19 protein-coding genes are annotated in these 23062 nt (G+C 66.8%); 9 read left to right on the top strand and 10 right to left on the bottom strand.

The features are described 5' to 3' along the window. Window positions 1–14: 14 nt before the first annotated feature. The gene (locus J8G10_RS08985; RefSeq protein WP_251443394.1) at window positions 15–1331 is read right to left on the bottom strand and encodes an esterase family protein; all 1317 of its coding nucleotides are present in this window, start codon (window positions 1329–1331) and stop codon (window positions 15–17) included. Window positions 1332–1458: 127 nt separating this feature from the next. On the opposite strand from J8G10_RS08985, the gene J8G10_RS08980 reads away from it, so the two are divergent. Next, on the top strand, window positions 1459–3282 hold the full coding sequence (locus J8G10_RS08980; RefSeq protein ID WP_251443391.1) for an alkaline phosphatase family protein: 1824 nt from the start codon (window positions 1459–1461) through the stop codon (window positions 3280–3282). 46 nt (window positions 3283–3328) lie between these two features. On the opposite strand, the gene J8G10_RS08975 is transcribed toward J8G10_RS08980, so the two are convergent. Beyond that, window positions 3329–3766: a hypothetical protein gene (locus tag J8G10_RS08975; protein WP_251443388.1), complete on the bottom strand. Its 438-nt coding sequence runs from the start codon at window positions 3764–3766 to the stop codon at window positions 3329–3331. A gap of 342 nt (window positions 3767–4108) precedes the next feature. On the opposite strand from J8G10_RS08975, the gene J8G10_RS08970 reads away from it, so the two are divergent. Continuing rightward, entirely contained in the window at window positions 4109–5650 is a 1542-nt protein-coding gene (locus J8G10_RS08970) for a Re/Si-specific NAD(P)(+) transhydrogenase subunit alpha (RefSeq protein WP_251443385.1), read from the top strand. Continuing rightward, complete coding sequence (gene pntB / locus J8G10_RS08965) at window positions 5647–7044, top strand: Re/Si-specific NAD(P)(+) transhydrogenase subunit beta (protein ID WP_251443382.1); 1398 nt, start codon at window positions 5647–5649, stop codon at window positions 7042–7044. The genes J8G10_RS08970 and pntB overlap by 4 nt, the downstream gene beginning before the upstream one ends. Window positions 7045–7049: 5 nt before the next feature. Here the strand turns inward: pntB and J8G10_RS08960 are convergent, their stop codons facing one another. Both J8G10_RS08960 and J8G10_RS08955 read right to left on the bottom strand, forming a co-directional pair. After that, window positions 7050–8693 (bottom strand): acyl-CoA dehydrogenase family protein, encoded by a 1644-nt coding sequence (locus J8G10_RS08960; protein ID WP_251443378.1) that lies wholly within the window; start codon window positions 8691–8693, stop codon window positions 7050–7052. A gap of 96 nt (window positions 8694–8789) precedes the next feature. Further along, window positions 8790–9326 (bottom strand): GNAT family N-acetyltransferase, encoded by a 537-nt coding sequence (locus J8G10_RS08955; protein WP_251443375.1) that lies wholly within the window; start codon window positions 9324–9326, stop codon window positions 8790–8792. Window positions 9327–9601: 275 nt separating this feature from the next. On the opposite strand from J8G10_RS08955, the gene J8G10_RS08950 reads away from it, so the two are divergent. Further along, window positions 9602–9754 carry a hypothetical protein gene (locus J8G10_RS08950; protein WP_251443372.1) on the top strand — a complete coding sequence of 51 codons (153 nt, stop codon included), beginning with the start codon at window positions 9602–9604 and terminating at the stop codon, window positions 9752–9754. Between the two features lie 58 nt (window positions 9755–9812). Here the strand turns inward: J8G10_RS08950 and J8G10_RS08945 are convergent, their stop codons facing one another. Together J8G10_RS08945 and J8G10_RS08940 are read right to left on the bottom strand one after the other, a co-directional pair. Beyond that, window positions 9813–10727 (bottom strand): cyclase family protein, encoded by a 915-nt coding sequence (locus tag J8G10_RS08945; RefSeq protein ID WP_251443369.1) that lies wholly within the window; start codon window positions 10725–10727, stop codon window positions 9813–9815. Between the two features lie 111 nt (window positions 10728–10838). Next, on the bottom strand, window positions 10839–11156 hold the full coding sequence (locus tag J8G10_RS08940) for a DUF2853 family protein (RefSeq protein WP_251443366.1): 318 nt from the start codon (window positions 11154–11156) through the stop codon (window positions 10839–10841). Window positions 11157–11664: 508 nt separating this feature from the next. Here J8G10_RS08940 and J8G10_RS08935 point away from each other — a divergent pair. Further along, on the top strand, window positions 11665–12204 hold the full coding sequence (locus J8G10_RS08935; protein ID WP_251443363.1) for a hypothetical protein: 540 nt from the start codon (window positions 11665–11667) through the stop codon (window positions 12202–12204). A gap of 70 nt (window positions 12205–12274) precedes the next feature. Here the strand turns inward: J8G10_RS08935 and J8G10_RS08930 are convergent, their stop codons facing one another. Continuing rightward, window positions 12275–13732 carry a hypothetical protein gene (locus J8G10_RS08930; protein WP_251443360.1) on the bottom strand — a complete coding sequence of 486 codons (1458 nt, stop codon included), beginning with the start codon at window positions 13730–13732 and terminating at the stop codon, window positions 12275–12277. 227 nt (window positions 13733–13959) lie between these two features. On the opposite strand from J8G10_RS08930, the gene J8G10_RS08925 reads away from it, so the two are divergent. From J8G10_RS08925 to J8G10_RS08910, 4 genes are all read left to right on the top strand, one after another. Further along, window positions 13960–14121 carry a hypothetical protein gene (locus J8G10_RS08925; protein ID WP_251443357.1) on the top strand — a complete coding sequence of 54 codons (162 nt, stop codon included), beginning with the start codon at window positions 13960–13962 and terminating at the stop codon, window positions 14119–14121. 145 nt (window positions 14122–14266) lie between these two features. Then, entirely contained in the window at window positions 14267–15193 is a 927-nt protein-coding gene (locus J8G10_RS08920; protein WP_251443353.1) for a hypothetical protein, read from the top strand. 31 nt (window positions 15194–15224) lie between these two features. Then, on the top strand, window positions 15225–16109 hold the full coding sequence (locus J8G10_RS08915; protein WP_251443351.1) for a hypothetical protein: 885 nt from the start codon (window positions 15225–15227) through the stop codon (window positions 16107–16109). Then, on the top strand, window positions 16106–17161 hold the full coding sequence (locus J8G10_RS08910) for an ImmA/IrrE family metallo-endopeptidase (protein WP_251443348.1): 1056 nt from the start codon (window positions 16106–16108) through the stop codon (window positions 17159–17161). Before J8G10_RS08915 ends, J8G10_RS08910 begins: the two co-directional genes overlap by 4 nt. A gap of 303 nt (window positions 17162–17464) precedes the next feature. Here J8G10_RS08910 and J8G10_RS08905 read toward each other — a convergent pair whose 3' ends face one another. From J8G10_RS08905 to J8G10_RS08895, 3 genes are all read right to left on the bottom strand, one after another. After that, entirely contained in the window at window positions 17465–19078 is a 1614-nt protein-coding gene (locus J8G10_RS08905) for a histone-like nucleoid-structuring protein Lsr2 (RefSeq protein WP_251443346.1), read from the bottom strand. 183 nt (window positions 19079–19261) lie between these two features. Next, complete coding sequence (locus J8G10_RS08900; protein ID WP_251443344.1) at window positions 19262–21004, bottom strand: hypothetical protein; 1743 nt, start codon at window positions 21002–21004, stop codon at window positions 19262–19264. Then, entirely contained in the window at window positions 21001–22503 is a 1503-nt protein-coding gene (locus J8G10_RS08895; protein ID WP_251443342.1) for an AAA family ATPase, read from the bottom strand. The genes J8G10_RS08900 and J8G10_RS08895 overlap by 4 nt, the downstream gene beginning before the upstream one ends. Window positions 22504–23062: the final 559 nt, after the last annotated feature.

The following is a 23062-nucleotide window of genomic DNA, read 5'->3' as shown; positions in this document are numbered from 1 at the left end:
CGCCCGGCGACGGGTCACGGGGCGGAGAGCCCGAGGTGCCGGTACAGCAGGGCCATGGCGAACGGGATGCCGCCGTCGAGGGCGTCGGCCACGTGCCCGGCGCCCGGTACCTCGTGGAACGTCGTGGTGAAGCCCGCCTCCTCCGCGAGCCGGGCGTTGCGCTTCGCACCGGGGAGGAAGCCCGGATCCGCTCCGCCGACGGTGAACACCGCGAGATGGCCGGCGAACCGTCCCCGGTTCTCCGCGATCCCCGCCTCGGGCCGGAGGGCGTCGAAGGCCGCCTCGTCCCCGCCGAAGAGCTTCTTGATCGCCCCGGCACGCCATTCCACGCCGGGGTACTCGTCCGGCGAGATGCTGACCACGTTGCCCCAGATGTCGGGATGGCGGGTGGCCCACGTGAAGGCGCAGGCGCCCCCGTTGGAGTAGCCCATGATCGTCCAGTCCCGGTGGTCGAGGCTGACGTTCAGGTTCTTCGTCGCGAAGGCGGGGATGTCGACGTTGAAATAGGCGGGGACATCGCCGTAGGCGGCCGTCTTCGCGCAGACCGGGTCCGGGCCCGTGTCCAGCTCGCCCCCGGGCCCGAGCTGATCCGCGACGATGACGATGGGCGCGAGGCCCTTGTTCTTCGCGGCGAGGTCGTCCAGGGCCTTCGCGATGAACGTGGCGTTCGGGGATCCCGGATGGCCCATCATCATGACGATCAGGGGGAGTCGCGGCGGGTTGGCCGTGCGCGCGGCGGGCGGCAGGTAGAGGAGCGCGTCGCGGGGGGTGAACCCGCCGGTCGACGCGATCGCGTGGGTGCCGCTGAGCACCGCGGTCTCGCCGGTCTTGGGCATGTCGGCCGGCGGGCTCCAGGTCTTGTACAGCGGTCCGCTCGACGACTCGGTCGGGACGGGCTCGGGCAGCACGTCGATCTTGTCGTCGGAGGCGATGCCGAGCACGGAGCCGACGGTGGTGTTGATGCCGAAGGCGGCGTTGACGCCGAGCGCCGTCGAGAGCAGGGCGAGGAGCACGAGCAGCGCCGCGACTATCTTGCGCCACACTCCGCGCTCCCACAGCGAGACGATGCCGAGGAGGATCGCGGCGAACCCTCCGGGGATCCAGAACCCGCAGGCGAACGGCAGGGCGGGGCCGAAGAGGTGGGTCGCGTTCACGAAGGTCACGAGCGCGACGCCCAGCCCGATCCCGACAGCCGCCGCGATCACGATCCGCCACAGCCAGGACGGCGTGGGACGCCGGACGAGCAGGAGGATCGCGGCGAGGATCGTCACCCCCCAGACGGTGAGCGGGAGGGGGCCGTCGATGACGTTCAGCTTGAAGAACCAGGTCATCGCGGCTCCAGTCCAGGGCGGCGTCATCACGGGGCGGGACAGGAGAACTATAGCCCTCGGGGTCTGCGGCCACCGGAGCGGGGACTGACGGGGGTCCGGCGCCCCCGGCGCTCAGTAGGATCGCCGCATGGCGAGAAAGAGTTCCCCGGCCTCGCAGGACGAGCCCCAGCCCGTCGGCACACCGACGGCGGACGCCGGCGATGCCGCAGCGGACGCGGAGGCGCCGTCCGCCGCCCGCCGGTCGCGTCGCGATTTCCTCCGTCTCGGTGGCCTGACCGCCGCGGGGGCGGTCGTCGGCGGCGGCGCGGGAGCGGTGGCCGGGTACGCGCTCGGCCAGCGCAGCGGCTTCGACGAGGCGCTCTCCGACTACGGTCAGCTGGCCCCGCGGCACGCCCCTGGATTCGACCACATCGTGGTGCTGATGGGAGAGAACCGCTCCTTCGACAACCTGCTCGGCTACCTCTACACGAAGGAGACCCTGCCCGAGGGGGAGGAGTTCGACGGGCTCGACTTCGGCGAGTACTTCAACGAGCTCGACGGCGTGCGCTACGACGCGCACGTCTACGAGGGCCCGACCGACCAGATCATGACCTGGCCGGATCCGGATCCGGGCGAGATGTATCCGCACGTCAACACGCAGCTGTACAACGTGATCGATCCGGCCGAGAACGCCGACCTGTACGAGGGCGGCTTCCGCGCGCCGTACAACCACCCGGGTCCGGGCGAGACGCCCACCATGAGCGGCTTCGTCACCGACTACCAGGTGAACCTCCTGCGGCTCAAGCACGGCAAGGAGCCCACGGAGGAGGAGCGCAAGCGCATCATGGGCTCGTTCTCGCCCGAGATGCTGCCGACGGTCTCGACGCTCGCGCGCGAGTTCGCGGTCTTCGACCACTGGTTCTGCGCGGTGCCGTCGCAGACGTTCTGCAACCGCACCTTCTTCAACGCCTCGACCTCGCACGGGTTCGTCACGAACCACGAAGGGGGCGACTACGACAAGTGGCTGAACGCGCCGAAGTCGCCGACGATCTTCAACCGTCTCGAGGAGGCGGGGCTGAGCTGGAAGGTCTACTTCGACGAGGTGCAGATGGTCTCGTTCACCGGCGTGCTGCATGCTCCGGTGCTCGAGAAGTTCTGGCGGACCGAGCACTTCGGCACGATGGACGACTTCTACGCCGACGTCGAGCACGGCGAGCTGCCGGCGTACGCCTTCGTCGAGCCGCGCATGATCTACGACCACAACGACTTCCACCCGCCGTTCGGGGCGCGCAGGGAGAGCGACGTCGACGGATCCGAGATCATCAACAGCGCGTTCTCGGATGTGCGCGCCGGAGACGACCTCGTGCACGACATCTACGACGCGATCCGCCGCAGCGCGTCGCCGCAGGGATCCAACGCGGTCAACACCCTGCTGCTGGTCACCTTCGACGAGCACGGCGGCACCTACGACCATGTCGTCCCGCCCAAGGCCACGCCGCCGGACAACTCGGGCGCCGGCGAGATGGGGTTCGAGTTCGACCGCCTCGGCTGCCGCGTCCCCGCGATCGCCGTGTCCGCCTACACCCGCAAGGGAACGATCATCCACGACGAGATGCATCACGGATCGGTCATCGCCACGCTCACCCGGCTGCACGGGCTCACCCCGCTGACCCGCCGCGACGCGACCGCGAACGGACTGTTCGAGATCATCAACCTGGAGAAGCCCCGCCACCCGGCGGACTGGCCCGTGACGACCTCGCGGTATCTGCCCCCGAACCCGGAGTCGAAGCCGCCGCACCCGGCGCACGCGCACGCGACGAAGCCGCTGACCCCGCCCGCGCAGGGCCTGCTCGGGCTGCTGCTCGCGCGCTACGGCCTGCCCGAGGACAAGCAGCCGCAGACGTTCCTGGATGCCTACAACCTGCTCCACAAGCACGGCAAGGGACTGTTCGGCCCTCCCGACGAGGACTGAGCGGAGCGGGCGTGGTCGGTGCGCCCTGGGGGCGTCCCCGGTCGGGTCAGGACTGCTCGGCCTGCCGGGCGTACGTCCCGCGCACGAGGGGTGCCAGCTCCGCATCGGCGGGGACGGCGGTGTCGAGCTCGAGCAGCAGCCGGTCGCCCTGCACGCGCAGCCGGGTCACCGTGCGCCCGCGGTCGGAGCGACGGTCCAGCAGCAGCGCGTCGTCCTCCCAGACCGCCGTCCCCGGGGCGGCGGGTGTGAAGCCGTAGGTGTCGAACCACCAGAACCCCTCCCCGGCGATCACCGCGTGCGCGACGAGCGGCGCACCCTCGGCGCCGTCGCGCGCCTCGACGTAGTCGATCAGGATCCCGTCGGGGCCGGGCTCGATGCTGAGGGCGCCTCGGGCGGATCCGGCATCCGTCCACGCCGTGGGGAAGAGCTCCTCCGTCCCCGTCCAGTCGCCGAGTAGTGCTCTGAGCCGCGGATCCGGTGCCATGACCTCGAGCCTACGGCGACGTCCTCGTCGTGCGGCGTTCCGAACTCGGTCGATTCGGGTCGGATCGCGAGGCTTGCGGCGATCGGCGGGCATCGTGATCGAGTTCGGACCGGGGTCGCCGCTGCGCCCGCCGCCTGCGGGGTCCTCGCGCAGGCTGAGCGGAGGTACGCATCGTTGCCAGGGTGCAAAGATCCGCGATTCTTTGTGCGTAAGATCGCGAAAAGTCCAGCGATCGCCGCCGGACGGCTCAGTACTCTGAGCAGGTTGTCCGGGCGAGGCCGCCCGACCGCGCAGTGATGCGCACATCGCCCGTCGCAGAGGACGGGCGCAGAGGAGGTAGCAATGGCAGTCATCGGCATCGTGCGCGAGCCTGCGGGCGAGGCGCGCGTGGCCGCGACCCCCGCAACGGTCGCGACGCTGCGCAAGCTCGGCCACCAGGTGGTCGTGGAGCGCGGAGCGGGATCCGCCGCGTCGTACCCCGACGAGGCCTACGCGGCCGCGGAGGCGACGCTGGTCGAACGGGAGCGGGCGTGGGGCAGCGAGATCGTGCTCGCGATCACGGCGCCCGATCCGGAGCAGATCGCCCTGCTCTCGGACGGGGCGACGTTCATCGCGCTGCTCTCCCCGGCGCTGCGTCCCGACCTCGTGGAGTCCCTGGCCCAGCGCGGCATCACCGCCCTCGCCCTCGACGCCGTGCCGCGCATCTCGCGAGCGCAGTCGATGGACGTGCTGAGCTCGATGGCGAACATCGCCGGCTATCGCGCCGTGGTCGAGGCCGCGCACGAGTTCGGCCGGTTCTTCACCGGCCAGGTGACCGCTGCGGGCAAGGTGCCGCCGGCGAAGGTGCTCGTCGCGGGCGCCGGTGTCGCCGGCCTCGCGGCGATCGGCGCGGCGTCGAGCCTGGGCGCGATCGTGCGCGCGACGGATCCGCGTCCCGAGGTGGCGGATCAGGTCACCTCGATCGGCGGTGAGTATCTGCCCGTCGACGTGGCGGTGGAGAAGTCCGCGGACGGATACGCCAAGGCCACGAGCGAGGCGTACGACCGCCGCGCCGCGGAGATCTACACCGAGCAGGCCGCCGACGTCGACATCATCATCACGACGGCGCTCATCCCGGGCCGCGCGGCGCCCCGGCTGATCACCGCGTCGGACGTCGCCGCGATGAAGCCCGGCAGTGTGATCGTCGACATGGCGGCGGGCCAGGGCGGCAACGTCGAGGGATCCGTCGCGGGCGAGCGCATCGTCACCGAGAACGGCGTGATCATCCTCGGTTACACCGACCTCGCCTCGCGCCTGGCCGCCCAGGCCTCGCAGCTGTACGGAACGAACGTCGCCAACCTCGTCGCCCTGCTCACACCGGGCAAGGACGGCGTGCTCGCGATCGACTTCGACGACGTCGTGCAGCGCTCCGTCACGGTCGTGCGCGACGGCGCCGTCACCTGGCCGCCGCCCCCCGTGCAGGTCGCCGCCGCTCCGGCGAAGGCCCCCGTGGCCTCGACCCCGGTCGAAGCGCCCGCGAAGAAGAGCATGTCCGCAGGCCGCAAGGCGCTGCTCATCGTGCTCGGGATCGCCGCGCTCTTCGCGGTGAACGCCTTCGCTCCCGCGCCGCTGCCGCAGCACTTCACCGTGCTGACCCTGTCGGTGGTGATCGGCTTCTACGTGATCGGCAAGGTGCACCACGCGCTGCACACGCCGCTCATGTCGGTGACCAACGCCATCTCCGGCGTGATCGTGGTCGGCGCGATGCTGCAGATCACGGATCCGGATCCCGTCGTCCAGGTGCTCGCCGCCGTCGCGGTGCTGCTCGCATCCATCAACATCTTCGGAGGGTTCGCGGTCACCCGCCGCATGCTCGCCATGTTCACGAAGGGCGGCCAGAAGTGACCGTCGGGGCTCTCTCCACCGCCGCGTACATCGTCGCGGCACTGCTGTTCATCCTGAGCCTCGCGGGGCTCAGCAAGCACGAGACCGCGCGCTCCGGCGTGATCTTCGGCGTGTCGGGGATGGCGATCGCGCTCGTGGCGACCGTCTCGCTCACCGTCGCGCACGCCTGGTCCGGCGGCGCCGTGATCGGACTGGTGTTCCTGCTGGTCGCCGTGGTCGTGGGGGCCGGGATCGGACTCTGGCGCGCCAGGGTGGTCGAGATGACGGGCATGCCCGAGCTCATCGCCCTGCTGCACAGCTTCGTCGGCCTCGCCGCGGTGCTGGTCGGCTGGAACGGTCACCTCGCACACGCGGAGATCGCGCCGGAACTGGTCGGGATCCACAACGCCGAGGTCTTCATCGGCATCTTCATCGGAGGCGTGACCTTCACCGGATCCATCGTCGCCTACCTCAAGCTCTCGGCGCGGATCTCCTCCAAGCCGCTCATGCTGCCGGGCAAGAACGTGCTGAACATCCTCGCCCTGGTCGCCTTCCTGGTGCTCACGGTGTGGTTCGTGATCGACCAGCAGCTGTGGCTGCTCATCGCGATCACCGTGCTCGCGTTCGCCCTCGGCTGGCACCTCGTCGCCTCGATCGGCGGCGGCGACATGCCGGTCGTCGTCTCGATGCTGAACAGCTACTCCGGCTGGGCGGCCGCGGCGGCGGGCTTCCTGCTCAACAACGACCTGCTCATCGTCACCGGCGCGCTGGTCGGATCCAGCGGTGCGTACCTCTCGTACATCATGTGCAAGGCGATGAACCGCTCGTTCCTGTCGGTCATCGCCGGCGGCTTCGGGATCGTGGCATCCGCGTCGGGCGATGAGGAGCAGGGCGAGCACCGCGAGATCACCGCGGAGGGCGCCGCCGACATGCTCACCTCCGCGAAGAGCGTGGTGATCACCCCGGGCTACGGCATGGCGGTCGCGAAGGCGCAGTACCCCGTCGCCGACCTCGTGTCCAAGCTGCGCGAGCGCGGTGTCGACGTGCGCTTCGGGATCCACCCCGTCGCGGGGCGTCTGCCCGGCCACATGAACGTGCTGCTCGCCGAGGCGAAGGTGCCGTACGACATCGTGCTGAGTATGGAGGAGATCAACGACGACCTCGCGTCGACCTCCGTGGTGCTCGTCATCGGCGCGAACGACACGGTCAACCCCGCCGCGTCCGAGGACCCGGGCAGCCCGATCGCCGGCATGCCGGTGCTGCGGGTGTGGGAGGCCGAGAACGTGATCGTGTTCAAGCGCTCGATGGCCGCGGGCTACGCGGGCGTGCAGAACCCGCTGTTCTTCCGCGAGAACGCGCAGATGCTGTTCGGCGACGCCAAGCAGCGCGTGGAGGACATCATCGCGGCGCTCTGAGCGGCTCAGCCCGGGATCCCGGCGGCGCGCGCCACGATCGCGCGTGCCGCCGCGGCCGGTGCGGCGCCGTAGAGGAACCCGCGCGACCCGCCCAGGCGGGACGAGGCGAACGCGTCGGCGACCCCGTTCGGGGCGTGCCGGACGAGCAGCGATCCCTGCAGCGCCACGGCGAGGGCCTCGGTGAGCCGGCGCGCGCCGGCCTGCGCCTCGGCGGACGCCGGGTCGCGCTGCGCCTCCCGGAGCAACCGCTCGGTGTCCGCGACATGGGCGTCGAGGCGGGCGTCCGCGCCCTCGGCGAGACGCACCTCGGCGAACAGGGCGTCGGCGGTCTCGGGCTCCCGGGCGATCGCGCGCAGCACGTCGAGCGCGATGACGTTGCCGGATCCCTCCCACACCGCCATCACGGGCTGCTCGCGGTAGCGGCGGGCGAGCGGGAACGCCTCGGTGTACCCGTTGCCGCCGAGGCACTCCAGGGCTTCGTACGCGTGGCCGGGTCCGCGCTTGCAGATCCAGTACTTCAATACGGCCGTGGCGAGCCGTCGGAAGGGCTCGTCCGCCGCAGGGGCGTCGGCCTCGTAGGCGGCCGCGACCCGCAGGGACGCGGTGATCGCGGCCTCGGTCTCGACCGCGAGGTCGGCGAGCACCTGCGTCATCGCCGGCTGATCGACCAGCAGTGCGCCGAACGCCGCGCGATGCTGCGCATGCCAGACCGCCTCGGCCGTGGCCTGGCGCATGCCGGCAGCCGTGCCGAGCATGCAGTCCAGCCGGGTCTGGTTGACCATCTCGATGATCGTGCGGACCCCGCGGCCCTCCTCGCCGAGCAGCCGGCCGACCGTGCCGTCGAACTCGACCTCGCTCGACGCGTTCGCCCGGTTGCCGAGCTTGTCCTTGAGGCGCTGGATGAGGAACGGGTTGCGGGCGCCGTCGGGCAGCACGCGCGGCACGAGGAAGCAGCTGAGCCCGGCGGGGGCCTGGGCGAGCACGAGGAAGCCGTCCGACATCGGCGCGGAGCAGAACCACTTGTGTCCGGTGAGGATCCAGGATCCGTCGCCGGCCGGCACAGCGGATGTCCGGTTCGCGCGGACATCGGATCCGCCCTGCTTCTCGGTCATCGCCATGCCGAACAGGGCGGAGGTCTTGCCTGGCGCGAGAGCGGGCGAGTAGTCGCGGGAGAGCAGCCGCGGGATCCATTCCTCCTGCAGCCCGGCCGACCCGAACTGCTGCAGCGCGGGTACCACCGCATGCGTCATCGAGACCGGGCAGGCGTGCCCCGGCTCCACTTGGGCGAACAGCAGGAACTGCGCGGCCCGGGCGACCTGTGCGCCGGGGACCGGATCCGCCCAGGCGGCGGTGTGGGCTCCGGCGGCGACGGCGGCGCCGATGACGCGGTGGTAGGAGGGGTGGTATTCGACCTCGTCGATGCGGTGGCCCCAGCGGTCGAACGCGACGAGCTCCGGCTCGTGCACGTCGGCGAGCTCCGCGTCGTGCTGGAATCCGGCGGATCCGACCAGCGTCCCGGTCGCGATGAGCTCGGGCTCGGCCCACGCCGCGCCGTGCCGCCGCACGCCCTCGACGAGGGGCAGGTCGAGCGAGTACTCGTCCAGGTCCTCGCGCGCCGGAGCCTGGTTCGTCACGCTGTGCGTCGCCATGCGGATCCCCTTCGATCGCGGTCTGCTCCGACGCTACAACGGCGACGGTCCGCCGGGCTGCGAGGCCCTTCCGCGTTCCCGCACGACGGCGCGGCCTCAGGCCGCGGGGGCGCCGCTCCACTCGGAACGCAGGATCCCCATCCGCACGATGTCCTCGTACTGGCCGCGCACCCAGGCGTGCTCGCGCTGGCGTCCCTCGACGACGAAGCCCGCTTTCTCGTAGGAGCGGATCGCCGCGGCGTTCGATGCGATCACCTCGAGGTGCACCCGGCGCAGGTTGCCCCGCACGAAGGCGAACTCGAGCATCTGCGCCATGGCCTCGGTGCCGATGCCTCTGCCGCGCGCCGACGGGACGAGGGCGATGCCGACTTCGGCGTGCCGCGCGAGCTCGTCCACCTCGAAGAGGCCGACGTTGCCGACCGCCTCGCCATCGACGTCGATGACGAAGTTCAGGCTGTAGGCCGGATCCGTGTCGCGTTCGACCATGCGGGCCTGCCAGGCCTCCCGTGTGCGGGCCGCGGGCCGGCCGGGGTTGCGCTCCTCCCAGGTGTCGAGGTCCGACGCGATCAGGTAGAGGGCGTCGAGGTCGGCATCGGTGCGGGCCCGGAGGGTGACGGCGGATCGTGAGGACATGGGGTCACGCTACCCCGGGCATCCGACTTCCCGGGGCGAGGGCTTCCCGGGACGGGGCTTCCCTGGGGAGGGGCGGGGGCGAGGGCGAGGGCTCCCCGGGGGAGGGGCGAGGGCGAGGGCGAGGGCTTCCCTGGGGAGGGGGGCGAGGATCGTGGGGCCTTGTGCGCCCGCGGATGCCGACCTACTCTGCCGGGAGAGGGCGGGATCCGGCTCCGGCCGAGCCGGATCGGCTGAGCGCACGCGTCTCGCACCCGTCCGTCGCGAAGGAGGACGAGATGGGTCACGACGACGAGGAGTTCGAGGACCAGGCCGAGGAGCAGGAGCGCCCCTCCGCCGGTCCGCCCGTGGACGAGGACGACGGCGGCCCGATCCCGCCGCCCACGATCGAGACGACGATCGGGTTCGAGGGGTCGATCGAGGGGCTCTGACGGCGGGGGCCGTGTCGGGCCGGTCGTCGGCGGTCCCGCCCGCGGGGCGGGATCCGTCCTAGACGATCGCGTGCGCGCGCACCGGGAATGTGCCGAAGCCGGCGACGGCGGGCGGGGCGGCGGTGAACCGGGCGCCCCGCGCCGGGAGCGAGCCCAGGTTCGCGAGGTGCTCGACGACCGGGATCCCCGCCGCGAGCAGGATCGTGTGCGCCGGACGCTCGCCGCCGGACTCGGTGTCGTCGATGTTGAGGGAGTCGATGCCGACCAGCGCGACCCCGGCGTCGACGAGCGCCTGCGCCGCCGCGCCGGTGAGGAACGGGGCGCCGTGGGCGTACTCCGGGGTGCCGAAGAGACGGTCCCAGCCGGTGTGCAGCAGCACCGCGGTGCCGCGGAGGTCGCGATCGGCCAGAGTCTCCGGTGCGATCCCGCGGCGATCGGCCGACCAGGCGTCGGTGAGGTGGAAGACCTCGGCGGGCAGGTCGACGAGGCGCTCCAGCGGGAGGGACGACAGGTCGCCGCCGTCCGCATAGCGGTGGAACGGCGAGTCGATGTAGGTGCCGGTGTTGCCGATCATCGTGATGACGTCCATCGCGAACTCGGTGCCCGGTGCGTACTTCGCCCGGGAGTCCGCGCGGGTGAGGAACGGCGTGATCGTCGGCGCCGGCAGACCGGGGTAGGTGATGAGCCCGGCGCGGATCGGGTGCGAGAGGTCGACGATGCGCCGGTCGGCGCCGGCCGGCGACTCCACGCCGCGGCTGCCGCGATGCGGCTCGACGACGATCTCGAGGTCGTGCAGTGTCACCGATTCCACGAGCGCGAGTCCCAGATGGCGCACCAGCAGCAGGCCGACGGCGTCGGCGTCGAGATCGGGGGAGGGCAGGTCGAGCCGGAATCCCTCGCCGTGCATCCCTCCGCCGTTGGCGAAGGCGATGTCGAAGCCGAAGTGCGCGCGATGCTCGGTGGGGGAGGCCATGAGGCCAGTATGGCGAGGAACGGCGCGCTCCGGCGTCCGATCCCGGACGACGAAGGGGGTCGCACCCGCTCGCGTGGATGCGACCCCCTCGTCAGGCGGTGGAGCAGGCGCTCAGTGGAAGTCGCCCAGCTTGCCGAACTTCTCCGCGAGCAGGTAGTAGACCGTGATGCGGCTCTTCGTGCGGTCCGCCTTCATCGTCTCCTTGACCTCGTCGAGCGCGGCGTCGAGCACGGCGTCCGACTCGGTGAGGCCGAGCTTGCCCTTGAGGAAGTTGGTCTTGACGGTCGCGACCTCGTCGGCGTCCGAGAACGCGACGTAGGCCGAGTCCTGGCTGCTCATCACGAGCCGGTAGGTCTTGAGGAGGCCCTCGATCGCCGCGTCATCGGCGTTGGGGCGGTAGATCTTGACGTCAGCGGCCCAGTCGGCCATAGGGAACTCCTTCGCTCCGGCTCGGCGGAATGCCTCGCTCGCCAGAGATCCTAGACTCCGGATCCGAACAGCAACAGACGCGGATCGGGAACCGGCGGTGCAGGGTGCGGATCCGCTCGGCTCTGCGACGGGGAGCGCCGGTGGCGGGGATCCGCGGACGGGGCGGGAGTGGATGTCACTTCCAAATCTATCCCGGACTACTGAGCCGCACTTACCCTGTTGTTCGGACTGAAGTTCATGCGGTTCTCTGCGATCCGCTCGGAAGGGAGTTCCACAGCTACTCCAGACAAATCGAGCGGGACAAAGCCCAGTTCAAAGGAGTTTTTATGCTCCTGTGCGTCAAGCTGTGACTGGTTGAGAACGCAGATCGACTGGCACCGGAACAGTCTGTTTGAAGTGCAAGAAGGATGAGGACTCTCAAGCCGGAGAGCCGCCACCGGTGAGGGCCCGCCGACTTACCACGCCGGGCGCCTCGAAGGCGCGCCATGCCGGCGGCTAGTTTGGGTGGGTGCGCAACATGACGGATGCTGCCGAGACGGCCAACCACATCGCCGAGCTCGCCTTGGTGGTGTCTTCGCTGGCTGCGTTCTTCGCGCTGCTGGCAGCCGCATTCACCGGCTGGCAAGCGATAATCTTGCATCTCGAACGCACGAAGCCTCGACCCGCGGCGTTTGCTTTCTTGCCAGCGACTCAAGGGCAACCTCGACTCATCAAGAACGAGGGTGGGTCTGCAGCCCACGGCATTCAGGTATTCGCGTGGGGTGTACCCCTGGCGCGCAAAGACCGCCGCGCCGCCCTTCGTATCGTCCGCAACGGCGTGAAGCGACGCTACGAATCGCCCGGTGAGCCCATCACCGGCGCGGTTGTCGACGGGTCGCTAGCGGCTGGCGAGCACGCGCCGCTCCGCGGCACTGGCCCTCGGGCAGAGATGATAGGCCCGCCGCGGCAAGACGGCGTCGGCGGGTTGGACCTCATGTACAGCCCAGCTCTTGTCTGTTGGCGGGACGGGGAGAACCGGCAACGGCACGATTGGGTGCCTCTTCGCTGACCGCCGGATCGATCCACGCGCGGGCGAACTAGGTCCCAGGAGATCTGTCGCCGATGCCCTGACTGGTGAGTCATCGGACCCCTGCGCAGCAGAACCTATACTTCCTCCCGCTCCCGCATCGGCAGGGTCCGTATACGCCGAGTTGTGCACGGGCGTCCTCGTCCGTGTCTGCGAGGAGGCGTGGGTCGGCGTCCCAGATCAGCTGACCCGCAGTGACGGAAATACTCATCCCCGGTTCGCGGGGGATGCCCCACGGTGTGGCCTCCACGCTGGGCGCGGCGGGCATGTGCTGTACTCCTCTCACCTCATCGCTGACGCGCTGGTTGTGAGCGACCAGTGACGACCAGATTCGTACCGGACCCTCATCGCGCCGCGACCTGATGGCGTCGTCGGCGAATGTCCCGGCGACGGCGATGGCAGTCGCCGCCCCCAGCGTCCCGACAGTCACGTCTGTGGCAAGAGCCGCCGCGATGGCGAACTTGTTCTGAGATAGTGATGCGCCCAGCCGAGCGAGGAATCCGCGGGATGCTGCTCGCTCGCCCTGCGTGATGAGGGGCTGCAAGAGTGCGTTCTCCTGGTCGCGGATATAGGCCGCCGCCGCCGCGGGGTCCTCGACCGGAGTGCCTTGATAGACCTGATGCAGCGTTGCACGGAACTCACCGAAGGCGTCATCGTCATGCACGTCACGGATGACTTCGGGGGTCAGGTCGTGGAACACGGGGAGTCCCGAGCGTAGGACGGCGTCGACTACGCGCGATGAAGTTCCCACGAGCCGGCTCACGCCCTCCTGGCAGAGGTAGCGTTCGTGCGCGAACGGGGCTGTGTAGGTGACACCGTAGTTGTCGGCGAGGCTGAACTCGCGGGCGAAGTAGCGGACGCCGTGGCTAAGGGCTCGTCGAACCTGCGGCGCCGGGTCAGGCCCCGGTGCCATCGGAAAGTAGCCGCGGACGTTGTCCTCGGTCGCGATCTCTTCCGCGTTGAACCGTGCGGCGTAGTGCACCGGATCCATGGCTAGATGGCTTTCGATGTCCCGACGCAGGCGGTCGATTCGACCGCGTTCCCGGAAATACAATGGCTCAGACGGGACAGGTACGACGATGCCTGCTTCGATGAGCGGCCTCATGCGCATAAGCTGCGGAACGACCGTGGCGAGGAACGCGCGCGTACGCCGAGTCCTAGTCTCTGCATCCTCGTCAGGCGGGTGAAAGCCTCGTCGTGCGCTCATCATGTGCTCGACGCGGTACTGCTCGACGGAGAACCAGTCGGCGATGGGGTCCCTCACAAGCACCTGACCGCTGTACAGCAAACTGGTCAGGATCATGTCGCCACCGAGGAGGGCGAAGTTTGCGGACGGCCATCCTCCGAGGTAGACCGGGTGGTTCCTTTGGTCGATGTCAGGTGTGTGGTGCGTCGAAAACTCTCTCACTCGCTCGCCGAACGATTCCAAATCTCGGCCGGCTACGGTGGTGAAATCCGCGTCGTCTCGGCCGGTGAGGTACGCATCGATGACGTCTATGGTGGACAGCACACTCTGATCCTGCCGGACGTTGACGCATTGCACGTCCAGATGAGCGGCGGTGCCCCTTCTCAGCAGGAGCTTTCATCCGTTGATGCCTTCGGTGAAGAGCTACGCAGGGGCCTTCTTCGGTGTGCGCGCGACCGTGCCGGAGTCAGTACGTCTGGGCTAGGTAGATGGGAAACCATCACCTGACCGAGGCCCGAAGCGCCCGGCAGGTCAGCACTTAAGGATCGACAATGTCTGTTGGCATCACCGCAAGAACCGGGGAGCGTTGCCCGGAGTCCGGCGTCTGGCAGGTCCAGGGTACGCCTTCGACCACCGCCCCCATCGCGAAGGGCAACATCATGCCGCCCTACGCGAACAAGGGTGTTACGTGGAAGTTGATCCGCCTCGCCTAATCACTGCTGCGGGGACAGCATCTGCTGTCCCCGCACGGCAGACCTGAGCACAGACGTTGCCACGCGCCCACCGAGAGGCCAGTATCGATAGCGGTGACGCTGTGGGAGGCGTGCGTGCAACGGCGTAGAAGCTGGGGAGGGTGGCATGGGTTCGCCTTACGAGGAGATGGATCGTGACGGGGAGATGGGCCCCGTCACGTATGCACTATTCATCGACCTCATTCCGCGAGCAGCTTCCTGGTACCCGCCGCCGCCCGGGTACAAGTCGTGGTCACGAGAGGCCTCAAGCGAGTGGTTTCACTCGTACTTCCTTGAACACAAAGGGCATGCCACGGCCGTAAAGCTCTACGCCCTGGCCACCGACGACGAGTCCTTCGAGAACCTTGCGTTCCGCGCTATCGCGCGTGCGCTCATCGACTGGGCGCGAGCGACTGCTCCCGGTCGGCTGCAGAAGCGGCTGAAGGGGATCCTGCCCGCTGATAGCATCCTCGACGCGAAGGCCGTCCTCGCAGGGCAGGATGGGTGGACTCTCCCCGCGCTCGGCGAGAGCATCTTCAGCGGAGACTGGCGAGAGTTACTCGCCGCCCCCGGCCTGCGCATGGTAGGTGTCATCAGCGTCCTGAACGAAGGCGGACCCACCTCCGCGCACAATAGGCGGTGCCTAAGCGATGCCGCCCACGCGATTCTGAGCGAAGCAGGGGGCGCGATGCGGGCTCGGGAGCTTGCCTGCGCACTTGTCGAGCACTTCGAGCTCGGCGACCCCGACCTCTACCTGCTGTTTGACGATGACCTTCCCGACAGCGATGCCTCCCTGCTGGAGGAACCCGGAGAGCGGGTAGAGGCTGTCGAGCAGGCCGACATCATTTGGTCCGCACTGAATGTGGACGAACGCCTTGTTCTTTGCCTGCTCCCAGCACCCCTGGCGACCATCAAGGTTGTGGTTCCCACAGCGACTGCGACGTTCGTGTCTGGTCTAGAAGACAAACTGCGCGCTTTGGTCGTTCGTGATGATACCGCGCAGGCCGTGCTCGGGATCGTGCGTGCGCGCAGCCTGGATATGCACGCAAAATGAACTATCGCCTTTCTTGGGTGAGGAGATGACTATGGCCGACGAAGAGCGCGACACCTTCTCGAGAGTCGCCGGACGGAGACCCGTGCGGCGTCACGACACAGAGGATCATGTACCGGGCCCCGGCAGTATCTGGCGTGCTCGATGGGACGATATCGTTCAGCTGGTTTTGGTGGACACCGCACCTGATGACAGCAACCGTGTGCGCGTGACACCGGTAGGGATAGGCGACGAGGATGCGGATGAGACGACGGTTGTCGTACCGGCGGAAGAAACGGAGCTGAACGAACCGCTGAGCATCTGGGTGACGCTCACCGCGGATGTCGGCGCCATCATCTTGGATCGCCAGGTCGCGACGATGAAGACGTACCGTTCTGTGGATGAAGTAGCCGTGGCCGCCGAGGCGGGGGTGCTTCGGTGTGGATACATGGTTGCCAACGAAAGTAGCCCGCGTCTCGCGCAGAAGAAGGTTCTTGAGTACTCGATTCAGGCTCTGACGCATGCTGCGCGTCTTCGGGGCGGTCAGGGAACGCTGCAGGAGCGGTTGAAAGGCATCGCTCTTGGCGACCTCGCCAGCGCTCTTGGCGGGGATACGCCGTTGGCAGTCAAACTGAAGCGCGGAAAGAACGCCCTGGACGAACCCCAAGCCGAGCGCGTCGCCGAGCTGTTGGGAGTCAGCGCAGAGGAGCTCTTGGACGCGAACCCGGCGCCGCCGGAGCAACTCGTGCCAATCGTGAACGATTGGCACCGGGGTGCGAGATTGAGAGCGGTGGCCCGGCTTCGGCAAGAACCCGAGTCAGAAGTGTTCAATCACCTCGCGCAGAGCGTGCTGGGATTGGCCGCGAGGGGAGAAAGGCGCGATGAAGTCGACTGGGCAGGTCGCGTCGACACCTATCTGCAGATGGGGATGGCGGAGTGACGAGCACGAGCACTCAGGCATTCATCCTCGCTCGAGCCCTTGTTCACCCCCGGGTGCAACGCATGCTTGAAATCGTGCGAGAACGGGGCTCAGAGGCCCTCGTATCGCTGCGGACCCACCCCATCGCAGAGCTTGAGACGTGGCCTGAACTCGAGGTGATGCTTCTCGATGCGGTGCCGACCAGCGATTGCGCAATCGCGGGCGTGTACTTTTCTGACCATACCCCTGCACGCATTGGCATCTGGGCGAAAAGTGCCATCCCTCGACAGCATTTCACCGCTCTGCACGAGCTCGGGCATCATCTCCAACTAAATGATGCGACCCTGAGTGCCGAGTTCGACGCCCAAGTCGACCAGGGGGAGCAACTAGAGGAACTCACCTGCGACGCGTTCGCCGCAGCAGTGCTCTTCCCGGACGACATGCTGAAGGTGCACCTGGGATCCGGAACACCGTTGGCTACGCAGGTCGCGGGGCTGTGGCAGGCGTCAGGGGCGTCGCGGGCAGCGGCATGCGTCGCGGCAGCTCAACGTCTGCAAAGCCCGGGACATGTTGTTCTCCTGGACGAGAATGATGATGTTGCCTTCGCGAGCAGTGTCGGAGAGCTCCCACTGAGACGAGGACGGGACCAGTCCCAGACAAAGGTGATGCGAGCGCTGCGCGCTACATCGCTGGACGCAGCTACGGTGCGCGACCACCGGTTCATCTACCGGGACGGTATCGAAGGCACGTCTCTCTATGCGCAAGCGACCGCGATGGGAGGTTATACGGTGGTCGTCGCGGTTGCTCATAACGCTCCATGGGAGGCGATCTCGCTTTCGACGTCTGCTCCAACGGTGCAAGCCAGGTGGCAGGAGTGCACGCACTGTCAGGAACTGTTTCAAGTCTGGGGCGAGCGGTGCGGCCGGTGCAGCGCGGGATTCTGCCCAGAATGCGGTCGCTGCGAATGCGCGTCGCGTGTCAAGGTGCAGACATGCAATGACTGCTTCCTGGAGAAACCAGCTCAACTGTTCAGTACTAACGCGGCCGTCTGCGATGAGTGCGCGGGCTTGTGACGCCAGAGACCCCCGCGCAACTCAGGACGCGAACCGAACGCAACGGAGGCGTGTGCCTGTAATCGGACGAGTGGCTGGATCTGTCTCGAGTGCGCGACCCGCACACAGTTGCGCTGGCTCTGCCGATCTCACGCAGGCAACCACCGCCACCAGTGCACTGGTCCACGCCGGGCTTCTGAACGCCGAGGAAGTGTCATGGTCGATCTCGATCCACGATCTTCAGGTCATTTCGTAGCTAGTCGGGCGCCCCAGCTGATTTCTTCCTCTCCGCACGAGCGTGATGCAAGATCTGATGGCATCGCCTCAGGCTCGAGCGCTCGAGTCGAGCTGCGCACGCTCGTAGGCCTCAACCAACTCGATAGGGAGTCGGCCTCGGACACCAACCGAATAGCCATTCGTGATACCCCAGGCGCGAATCTCGCCAGGGGAGGAGGCGCTCGAAGCGGCTGCTGCGCTGCCTCTTTCCGGCCTTTGCGCAGAGGTCGGAGCACTACGTTTCGCACTTGGGCTCGGCGCAGCAATCGGCTGTAGATGCTTAAGCAGCACTGCGTATGTCTCGGGATCGATGATGCGGGTCCCAAGCTCACCCGCGCGCTCCAGCTTGCCGCCTGCGAAGGATCCGTCGGTCACCACCATCGTTGTTAGTCCGGATACCGTGCCCAAGACTCGGACACCTAGTTCCACGGAACGCTTTTCCAAGCGAGTGCGTTGCCGTTCTCGCTCGACGAATCCCGTAAACACGACCTTGTCCCCGACGCGCAGGGGGGCGCCATGGGGCCAATCGCTGGGCAGGTCATGTAGCTTCGCGCTCAACCGCGCAGCTCGGGCGGCGTCCGCCTCCTTGATGAGGCCGGGAACCAGCTCCGTGGGCAGTCGGAGCGTGGAGGCGATGGCCTCGAGTTCTGCGCGCTCGTCTCGAGATACGTGCCCATCGTCGAGCGCCTTGTGCGCAAGGGCCAGTAGGAGCGCGGTGTGCGCGGACGTGACGTCGGCCTCAGCGAGCTCGAACATCTCGGAAAGGTCTTGCAGAGCAGCTGCTTCATCATCTGAGATGACACCATCCTCAAGCGCGTCCAGGAGAGTCTCGACGTAGGCGAGCGTTCCGACAGAAGCGCCCTCGTCCAGTACCTCCGCGAGGCTGAGTTTCGTCAGCTGCGCGAGCAGCAGGGGCTGTTTAGGCCGGGTGCTGGAGGAACGGATGCGACTTGAGGGGCGACTTCGGGGCTCGTCGGGGACGGACGCGAGCGGCGCGCGGCTCGGGCCTGTTGGCCAGAGAACCTTTCGCGCCTCGTGTTGCACGGACAACAGCGTTGGGTGAGGTGGAACCTGCGCCTGCAACTCCAGGTAGTGGCGTAGGAGGCCAGCCGTCGCACGTGCGTCTCCGAGCGCGGAATGGGCGTCGTGCAGTGGGACTCGAGCACTCCAACAGCAATCGGCGAGCCGCCGTCGGTCAAGGTCGGGAAGGTAGTGATGGCTGCCGTCAAGGGTGCAGTATGCGGGCAGCCATGGGACGTCCCAACCAGCTCTTCGGAACTCGGCCCGGAGGAAGGAGAGGTCGAAGCGAGCGTTGTGCGCAGCGATAGGGAGGCCGGAGATGTACGGCACGATGGACGTCGCTACGTCGCGGAATAGCGGCGCGTGAGCCACGTCGGCCTGCGTGATGCCGTGGATGTGAGTTGCTCCGACGGGGCCCTCGGGGTTGAATCTCGATGACCACTCATCGACCACATGGCCGCGGTGATCGACGCGCACAATCGCTAGCTCGAGAACGCGGTCATTCTTGGGCGACAGCCCCGAGGTCTCGACGTCGATGATGGCGAAGTGAGGCGGCGCCCCGGCTGGAGCAGGTGTGGTGGCTGCCCGTGCCCCTAATGCCATCCGCTTACTGTTGCCGAACAGGCGATTGAGCCAGCCCATCCCCACCCCTTTCCTCCCGTCGCCAACAGGCTGGCGCACGTGTCTCCATCATGCCGAGAACCGCGGACAGGACAGAGATGCCCAGGCGGTCCCCTCCTCCATCCACAAGGAACCGCCGCATACGTGTGTCTGACGCGGTCGGCGGGCTTCGACCACGAGGCGCTCTATCGCGATGTCACAAGCTCACGCTTTGGACGCAAGGGTGCGAATAGCGCTCGGCGGGGGACGATTGCCACGAACGACGTAGATCACGATGGATCGGAGCGTTCCGCCGACGTCGCGAGTCTCCACGTGAACGGAGTCCTTCACCGACGGAACGCCGTTGGTGTGACTGGTGAGGTCGAGGACGAGAAGCTGGCCCAACGGTTCGTTGTTGACTTGGTAGTCCGAGGCCTGGCCGAAGTAGGAACTCGCGAGGGACGTCATCGAGGCGTCGCCGAGTTCTCTTTTGACTTCGGTAACGAACCGAGTTCCGTTGTCTCCGAGAACCAGTACATCGACCCGCCCGGTTGCCATGTTTGGAACCTCGGTGTAAGAGGTATCGCCGATGCCCGTCGACCCCAAGTACCAATAGAAATGCTCTTGAAGTGCGGCTTCTTTTGGTGCCTTGCCGGCAGGGAAGGGGCGTGTGTACTTGGCGGAGGTGTCGGAAGTGCGTTTGAGGAAACGGAGCGTGGTCGTTACCAGGTCAAGGAACGCCGCGCCTGCAGGGGTGCCGAAGGCCGGGTTTACTGCGAGGTCGTCACGGATCCGGTCGAGAAGTTCAGCCTCACGCTGAGCTTGGGCAGGCGACGAATGTGTGCGGTCGAGGTGGCCGGTGTGCGAGAGCTTGTCCGCGAAGAGTCCGCTCCATTTCCGCACGCACTCCTCATCCTGTCGCGTGAGATGTCCGAAGAAGCGAAGGCGATCTTCAACCGCACCGAGCTCGCGCTCCGCCATCTTCCATGCGGCCTCTCCCATACCGAGCCTGCCGAAGCTGCAGTCCCTTCGGAGACGAAGCAACTCGCGCACATTCAGCCAGAGAAGGGCATCCCGAACGTCTTCGATGGACTCCGCGAGTGGCATTAAATCACTCGACGCTCGCTTGATGATGCTCTCTGCGAAGTCCTGCGGTATGCACTCAACCGCCCATCCGGGACCCCAGCGCGCGCGTGCCGCCGCGCGGAGGGTTCTGCGCAGCGTGGATGTGAGTGCGTCGAACTCTTCCACTACCGCGGTCAGATGCAAGGTGGCATCTCGCTTGCCGTCGAGGACGTCGGTGAGCTCCCTCCGCATCAGCGCTGACGGATCCGGCACCTCCCAACGATTCGAGCTGTTCAGAAGTCCCGCACCGCGCAGTGCCTCCGTCTCTGAGCCATCGAGGTTGTGCGCGTTGAGATCTGGGTTCCCCAACTCGTAGATGACGCGATCCAGGCGAGCGCATAGCGACAATCCGAGTTCGCTCAAGGTGTCGCGCAGAACTGACCTGAACGGGCGGGCAGGATCCAGTTCCGCCTCGAAGATGAACGAGGGCGATGCTTGCTCCGCCCAGCTGGACTTCGGAGGGCCAGTCATGAAGGTCGCATCCATCACGAGTAGGCTCCCGCGCGACTCGTAGACGATACGTGGGGCCCGCGACTGAAGAACAAACCTCCGTCCTCCTCGGACCTGCTCAAGCACCTTAATGCGGAGCATCCCGAGCCGTTGCTCTCCGGAGGCCGTAGCCAGGTCGTCGAGCCCAGTGAGGACGATCCGGTTCCCCTCGACCTCATCATTGTCCAAGAAGGACTCGACCGATTGAAGGGAGAAGCCGACTTCGGAGAGGAGATCGACGGATGCGAGGTAGTTGGATCCGAGTTGCAAGAAAACGATGGTGCTTACATCGGTCTTCTCCGCTATCGACTGGGCCCACTCCCTCCAATGCGGGCGTATGTCAATCGCGCTCAACGCAGTTCCAACAGCGCAGCCGGGCGGTATCCGCCGTCGGCAGGCTCGAGCAGCCCGAGTTCGACGAGGTGACGAGTTGCCTCTACTTCTTCCGCCGCGAACTCCTCGAACACCTCGGGCATGCTCCTCACTGATTCCAGCAACACGGATTCTGCGGGGTAGTAGCTTTCGACGTGGCGTATCACTTCCACGATGTATCCGTGCACCTCCGTCTTCCAAGGTCCTAGAGCCCCGAGAACGTCTCGCCGCGCCATTGTCCGGTTGGTTGCGTGCACGGGGAGAGATTTCACGACGGCGGATGCGAGGTTGCGATACAGATAGGCATGGCCTCCGGTCGCTTCGTAGAGAGCCTCCCGAGCACCCTCGGCGATGAAGATACCCATCCTGCGGCCCAACGACAGGGCCAGGTCATCTGCGTCCTCTCGTTCAAGAGGTCCCACGTAAATCGTTCGCGCCCACCGGAAGAACGGGTTGGGACGTCCGTGAAGCATGCCCTGCTCGACGATAGAGCTTGTGAGGCCAGCGAGAAGGAGCGACATGTTTCCGGATTCTTGGGTCAGGCTCCGAAGTGTGGCCAGCACTTGGGCGACCCTCGGAAGCTCGGTGGCGCCAGCGCCGGCCTGACCGCTCGGAGTGAGGAACTCGATCTCATCGAGCATGAGCAGAATCCGTGTGTCGGAGGCACTCAGCTGGCGCAGCAGCTTCTGCATCGCGATCTTGAACTGCATATTGCTTGGAAAGTCCGACAGCTCCGCAAGTTCCTTGACCCGTAAGCCTCGTGCCTTCAGTGCCTCGGTGATGCGAAATCGAAGTAGCGCGAGGAGGTCGTCTGTCGGGTCAACGGGTGGCGACGGCATTGCCTCGAGGTCCACATGGACCGGAACCACTGAATCGTGGTGAAGTTCTTCTGCGAGCTGAAACAAGATGCTTGTCTTGCCTGCCTTACGCAGGCCGAAGATTCCCGCGGCACGTTGGCTCAGTACATCCTCTCGGAGGCCCTGCAGCACGGTTCGTCGACCGAAGAAGGTTGAGCCCGAGACAGGCGCGGTGGTCTCGAAGAGATTGCGCAGGTGGATATGGCCCTGCAGGAGTTCAATGAGCCCGAAAGAGTCGGCGCTGTCGAGCTGAAAGGGGATCGAGATGGCCTGGAGGGTTCCCCACTCCGCGAGTTTGGTACTAAGTCGTTCATCGGGAGCCCAAATCAGGATGAGGTCGGGCGTTACTGCCTGGCTCATGCTGCGCAACTCGCGAAGGGCGGCTTCATAAGACCGCGACTGAAAGTCGTCGTAGGGCAGGTAGATAGCGAGGACCTCGCGTGTGAGGCCAAACGCCGACTCGATAGCTTCGCTGAACCGGATTCGGAGTCTGGCGCACCCGGCCAGAGGCCCGGTCTTGATCTGCCTCGCCTGGATAACTTGCGAACCCATCAGGCTTAACAGTCGCCTGTGTTCCTTGAGTGCTGGAAAACGCATCTCAATTGCCTCAAGTTCTCGTGCCAAAGCTGGGCTTCTCGGCGCCTTCACCGATCCCGAGTGCCATCCGTACTCGTTCTCGTACGTCGTGGGAGGGGCAGGCGTTTCAGGGGCACTAGACCTGCGAGTAGATTGCGCATCAAGAAGCTCGCTGACATCCACTCCGAATGACAGTGCAAGGCGTCGAACGACCGGAGGTGTAAGCCCACTCGAGGGTGAACGAACATACTCGTTCAGTGAGGCTAGCCGCTCGAGAACGACTCGATTCGAAACGCCCGCTAGGCTCGCGAACTCGTGAACACGAACTCGCGCCACACTGTCTTCGGCCATGCTTCCCCCATCGAACGTAACTTTCCGTATGTCTGGCCGGACACGGCCGCCGCGTCTAACGTATCGGCCAAGTGCCGTCGAAGCCGGGCACGTTTCAGTCGAGACCCACATCCAACGGCGCCAGCCGATGACTTCGTCGCCACGCGAAGGACTTGTCGATTAAGTGTCGACGCCACAGCTTGCCCTGCGCCCTCCGTCGTGCTCGCAGACCAGAGTCGCGCAATGAGCGAGGCATCTTGAGGGCGAGTGCCATCGA

Origin of the sequence: Microbacterium sp. USTB-Y (assembly GCF_023703415.1) — a bacterium.
Lineage (GTDB): Bacteria > Actinomycetota > Actinomycetes > Actinomycetales > Microbacteriaceae > Microbacterium.
The sequence above is the reverse complement of the archived record's forward strand: the minus strand, read 5'-3'. Positions and strand labels throughout refer to the sequence as shown.

Coding starts and splice junctions, on each gene's coding strand:
- J8G10_RS08985 (WP_251443394.1), bottom strand. CDS start 1,331: ATGACCTGGTTCTTCAAGCTGAACGTCATCGACGGCCCCCTCCCGCTC.
- J8G10_RS08980 (WP_251443391.1), top strand. CDS start 1,459: ATGGCGAGAAAGAGTTCCCCGGCCTCGCAGGACGAGCCCCAGCCCGTC.
- J8G10_RS08975 (WP_251443388.1), bottom strand. CDS start 3,766: ATGGCACCGGATCCGCGGCTCAGAGCACTACTCGGCGACTGGACGGGG.
- J8G10_RS08970 (WP_251443385.1), top strand. CDS start 4,109: ATGGCAGTCATCGGCATCGTGCGCGAGCCTGCGGGCGAGGCGCGCGTG.
- J8G10_RS08960 (WP_251443378.1), bottom strand. CDS start 8,693: ATGGCGACGCACAGCGTGACGAACCAGGCTCCGGCGCGCGAGGACCTG.
- J8G10_RS08955 (WP_251443375.1), bottom strand. CDS start 9,326: ATGTCCTCACGATCCGCCGTCACCCTCCGGGCCCGCACCGATGCCGAC.
- J8G10_RS08950 (WP_251443372.1), top strand. CDS start 9,602: ATGGGTCACGACGACGAGGAGTTCGAGGACCAGGCCGAGGAGCAGGAG.
- J8G10_RS08945 (WP_251443369.1), bottom strand. CDS start 10,727: ATGGCCTCCCCCACCGAGCATCGCGCGCACTTCGGCTTCGACATCGCC.
- J8G10_RS08940 (WP_251443366.1), bottom strand. CDS start 11,156: ATGGCCGACTGGGCCGCTGACGTCAAGATCTACCGCCCCAACGCCGAT.
- J8G10_RS08925 (WP_251443357.1), top strand. CDS start 13,960: ATGTCTGTTGGCATCACCGCAAGAACCGGGGAGCGTTGCCCGGAGTCC.
- J8G10_RS08920 (WP_251443353.1), top strand. CDS start 14,267: ATGGGTTCGCCTTACGAGGAGATGGATCGTGACGGGGAGATGGGCCCC.
- J8G10_RS08915 (WP_251443351.1), top strand. CDS start 15,225: ATGGCCGACGAAGAGCGCGACACCTTCTCGAGAGTCGCCGGACGGAGA.
- J8G10_RS08905 (WP_251443346.1), bottom strand. CDS start 19,078: ATGGGCTGGCTCAATCGCCTGTTCGGCAACAGTAAGCGGATGGCATTA.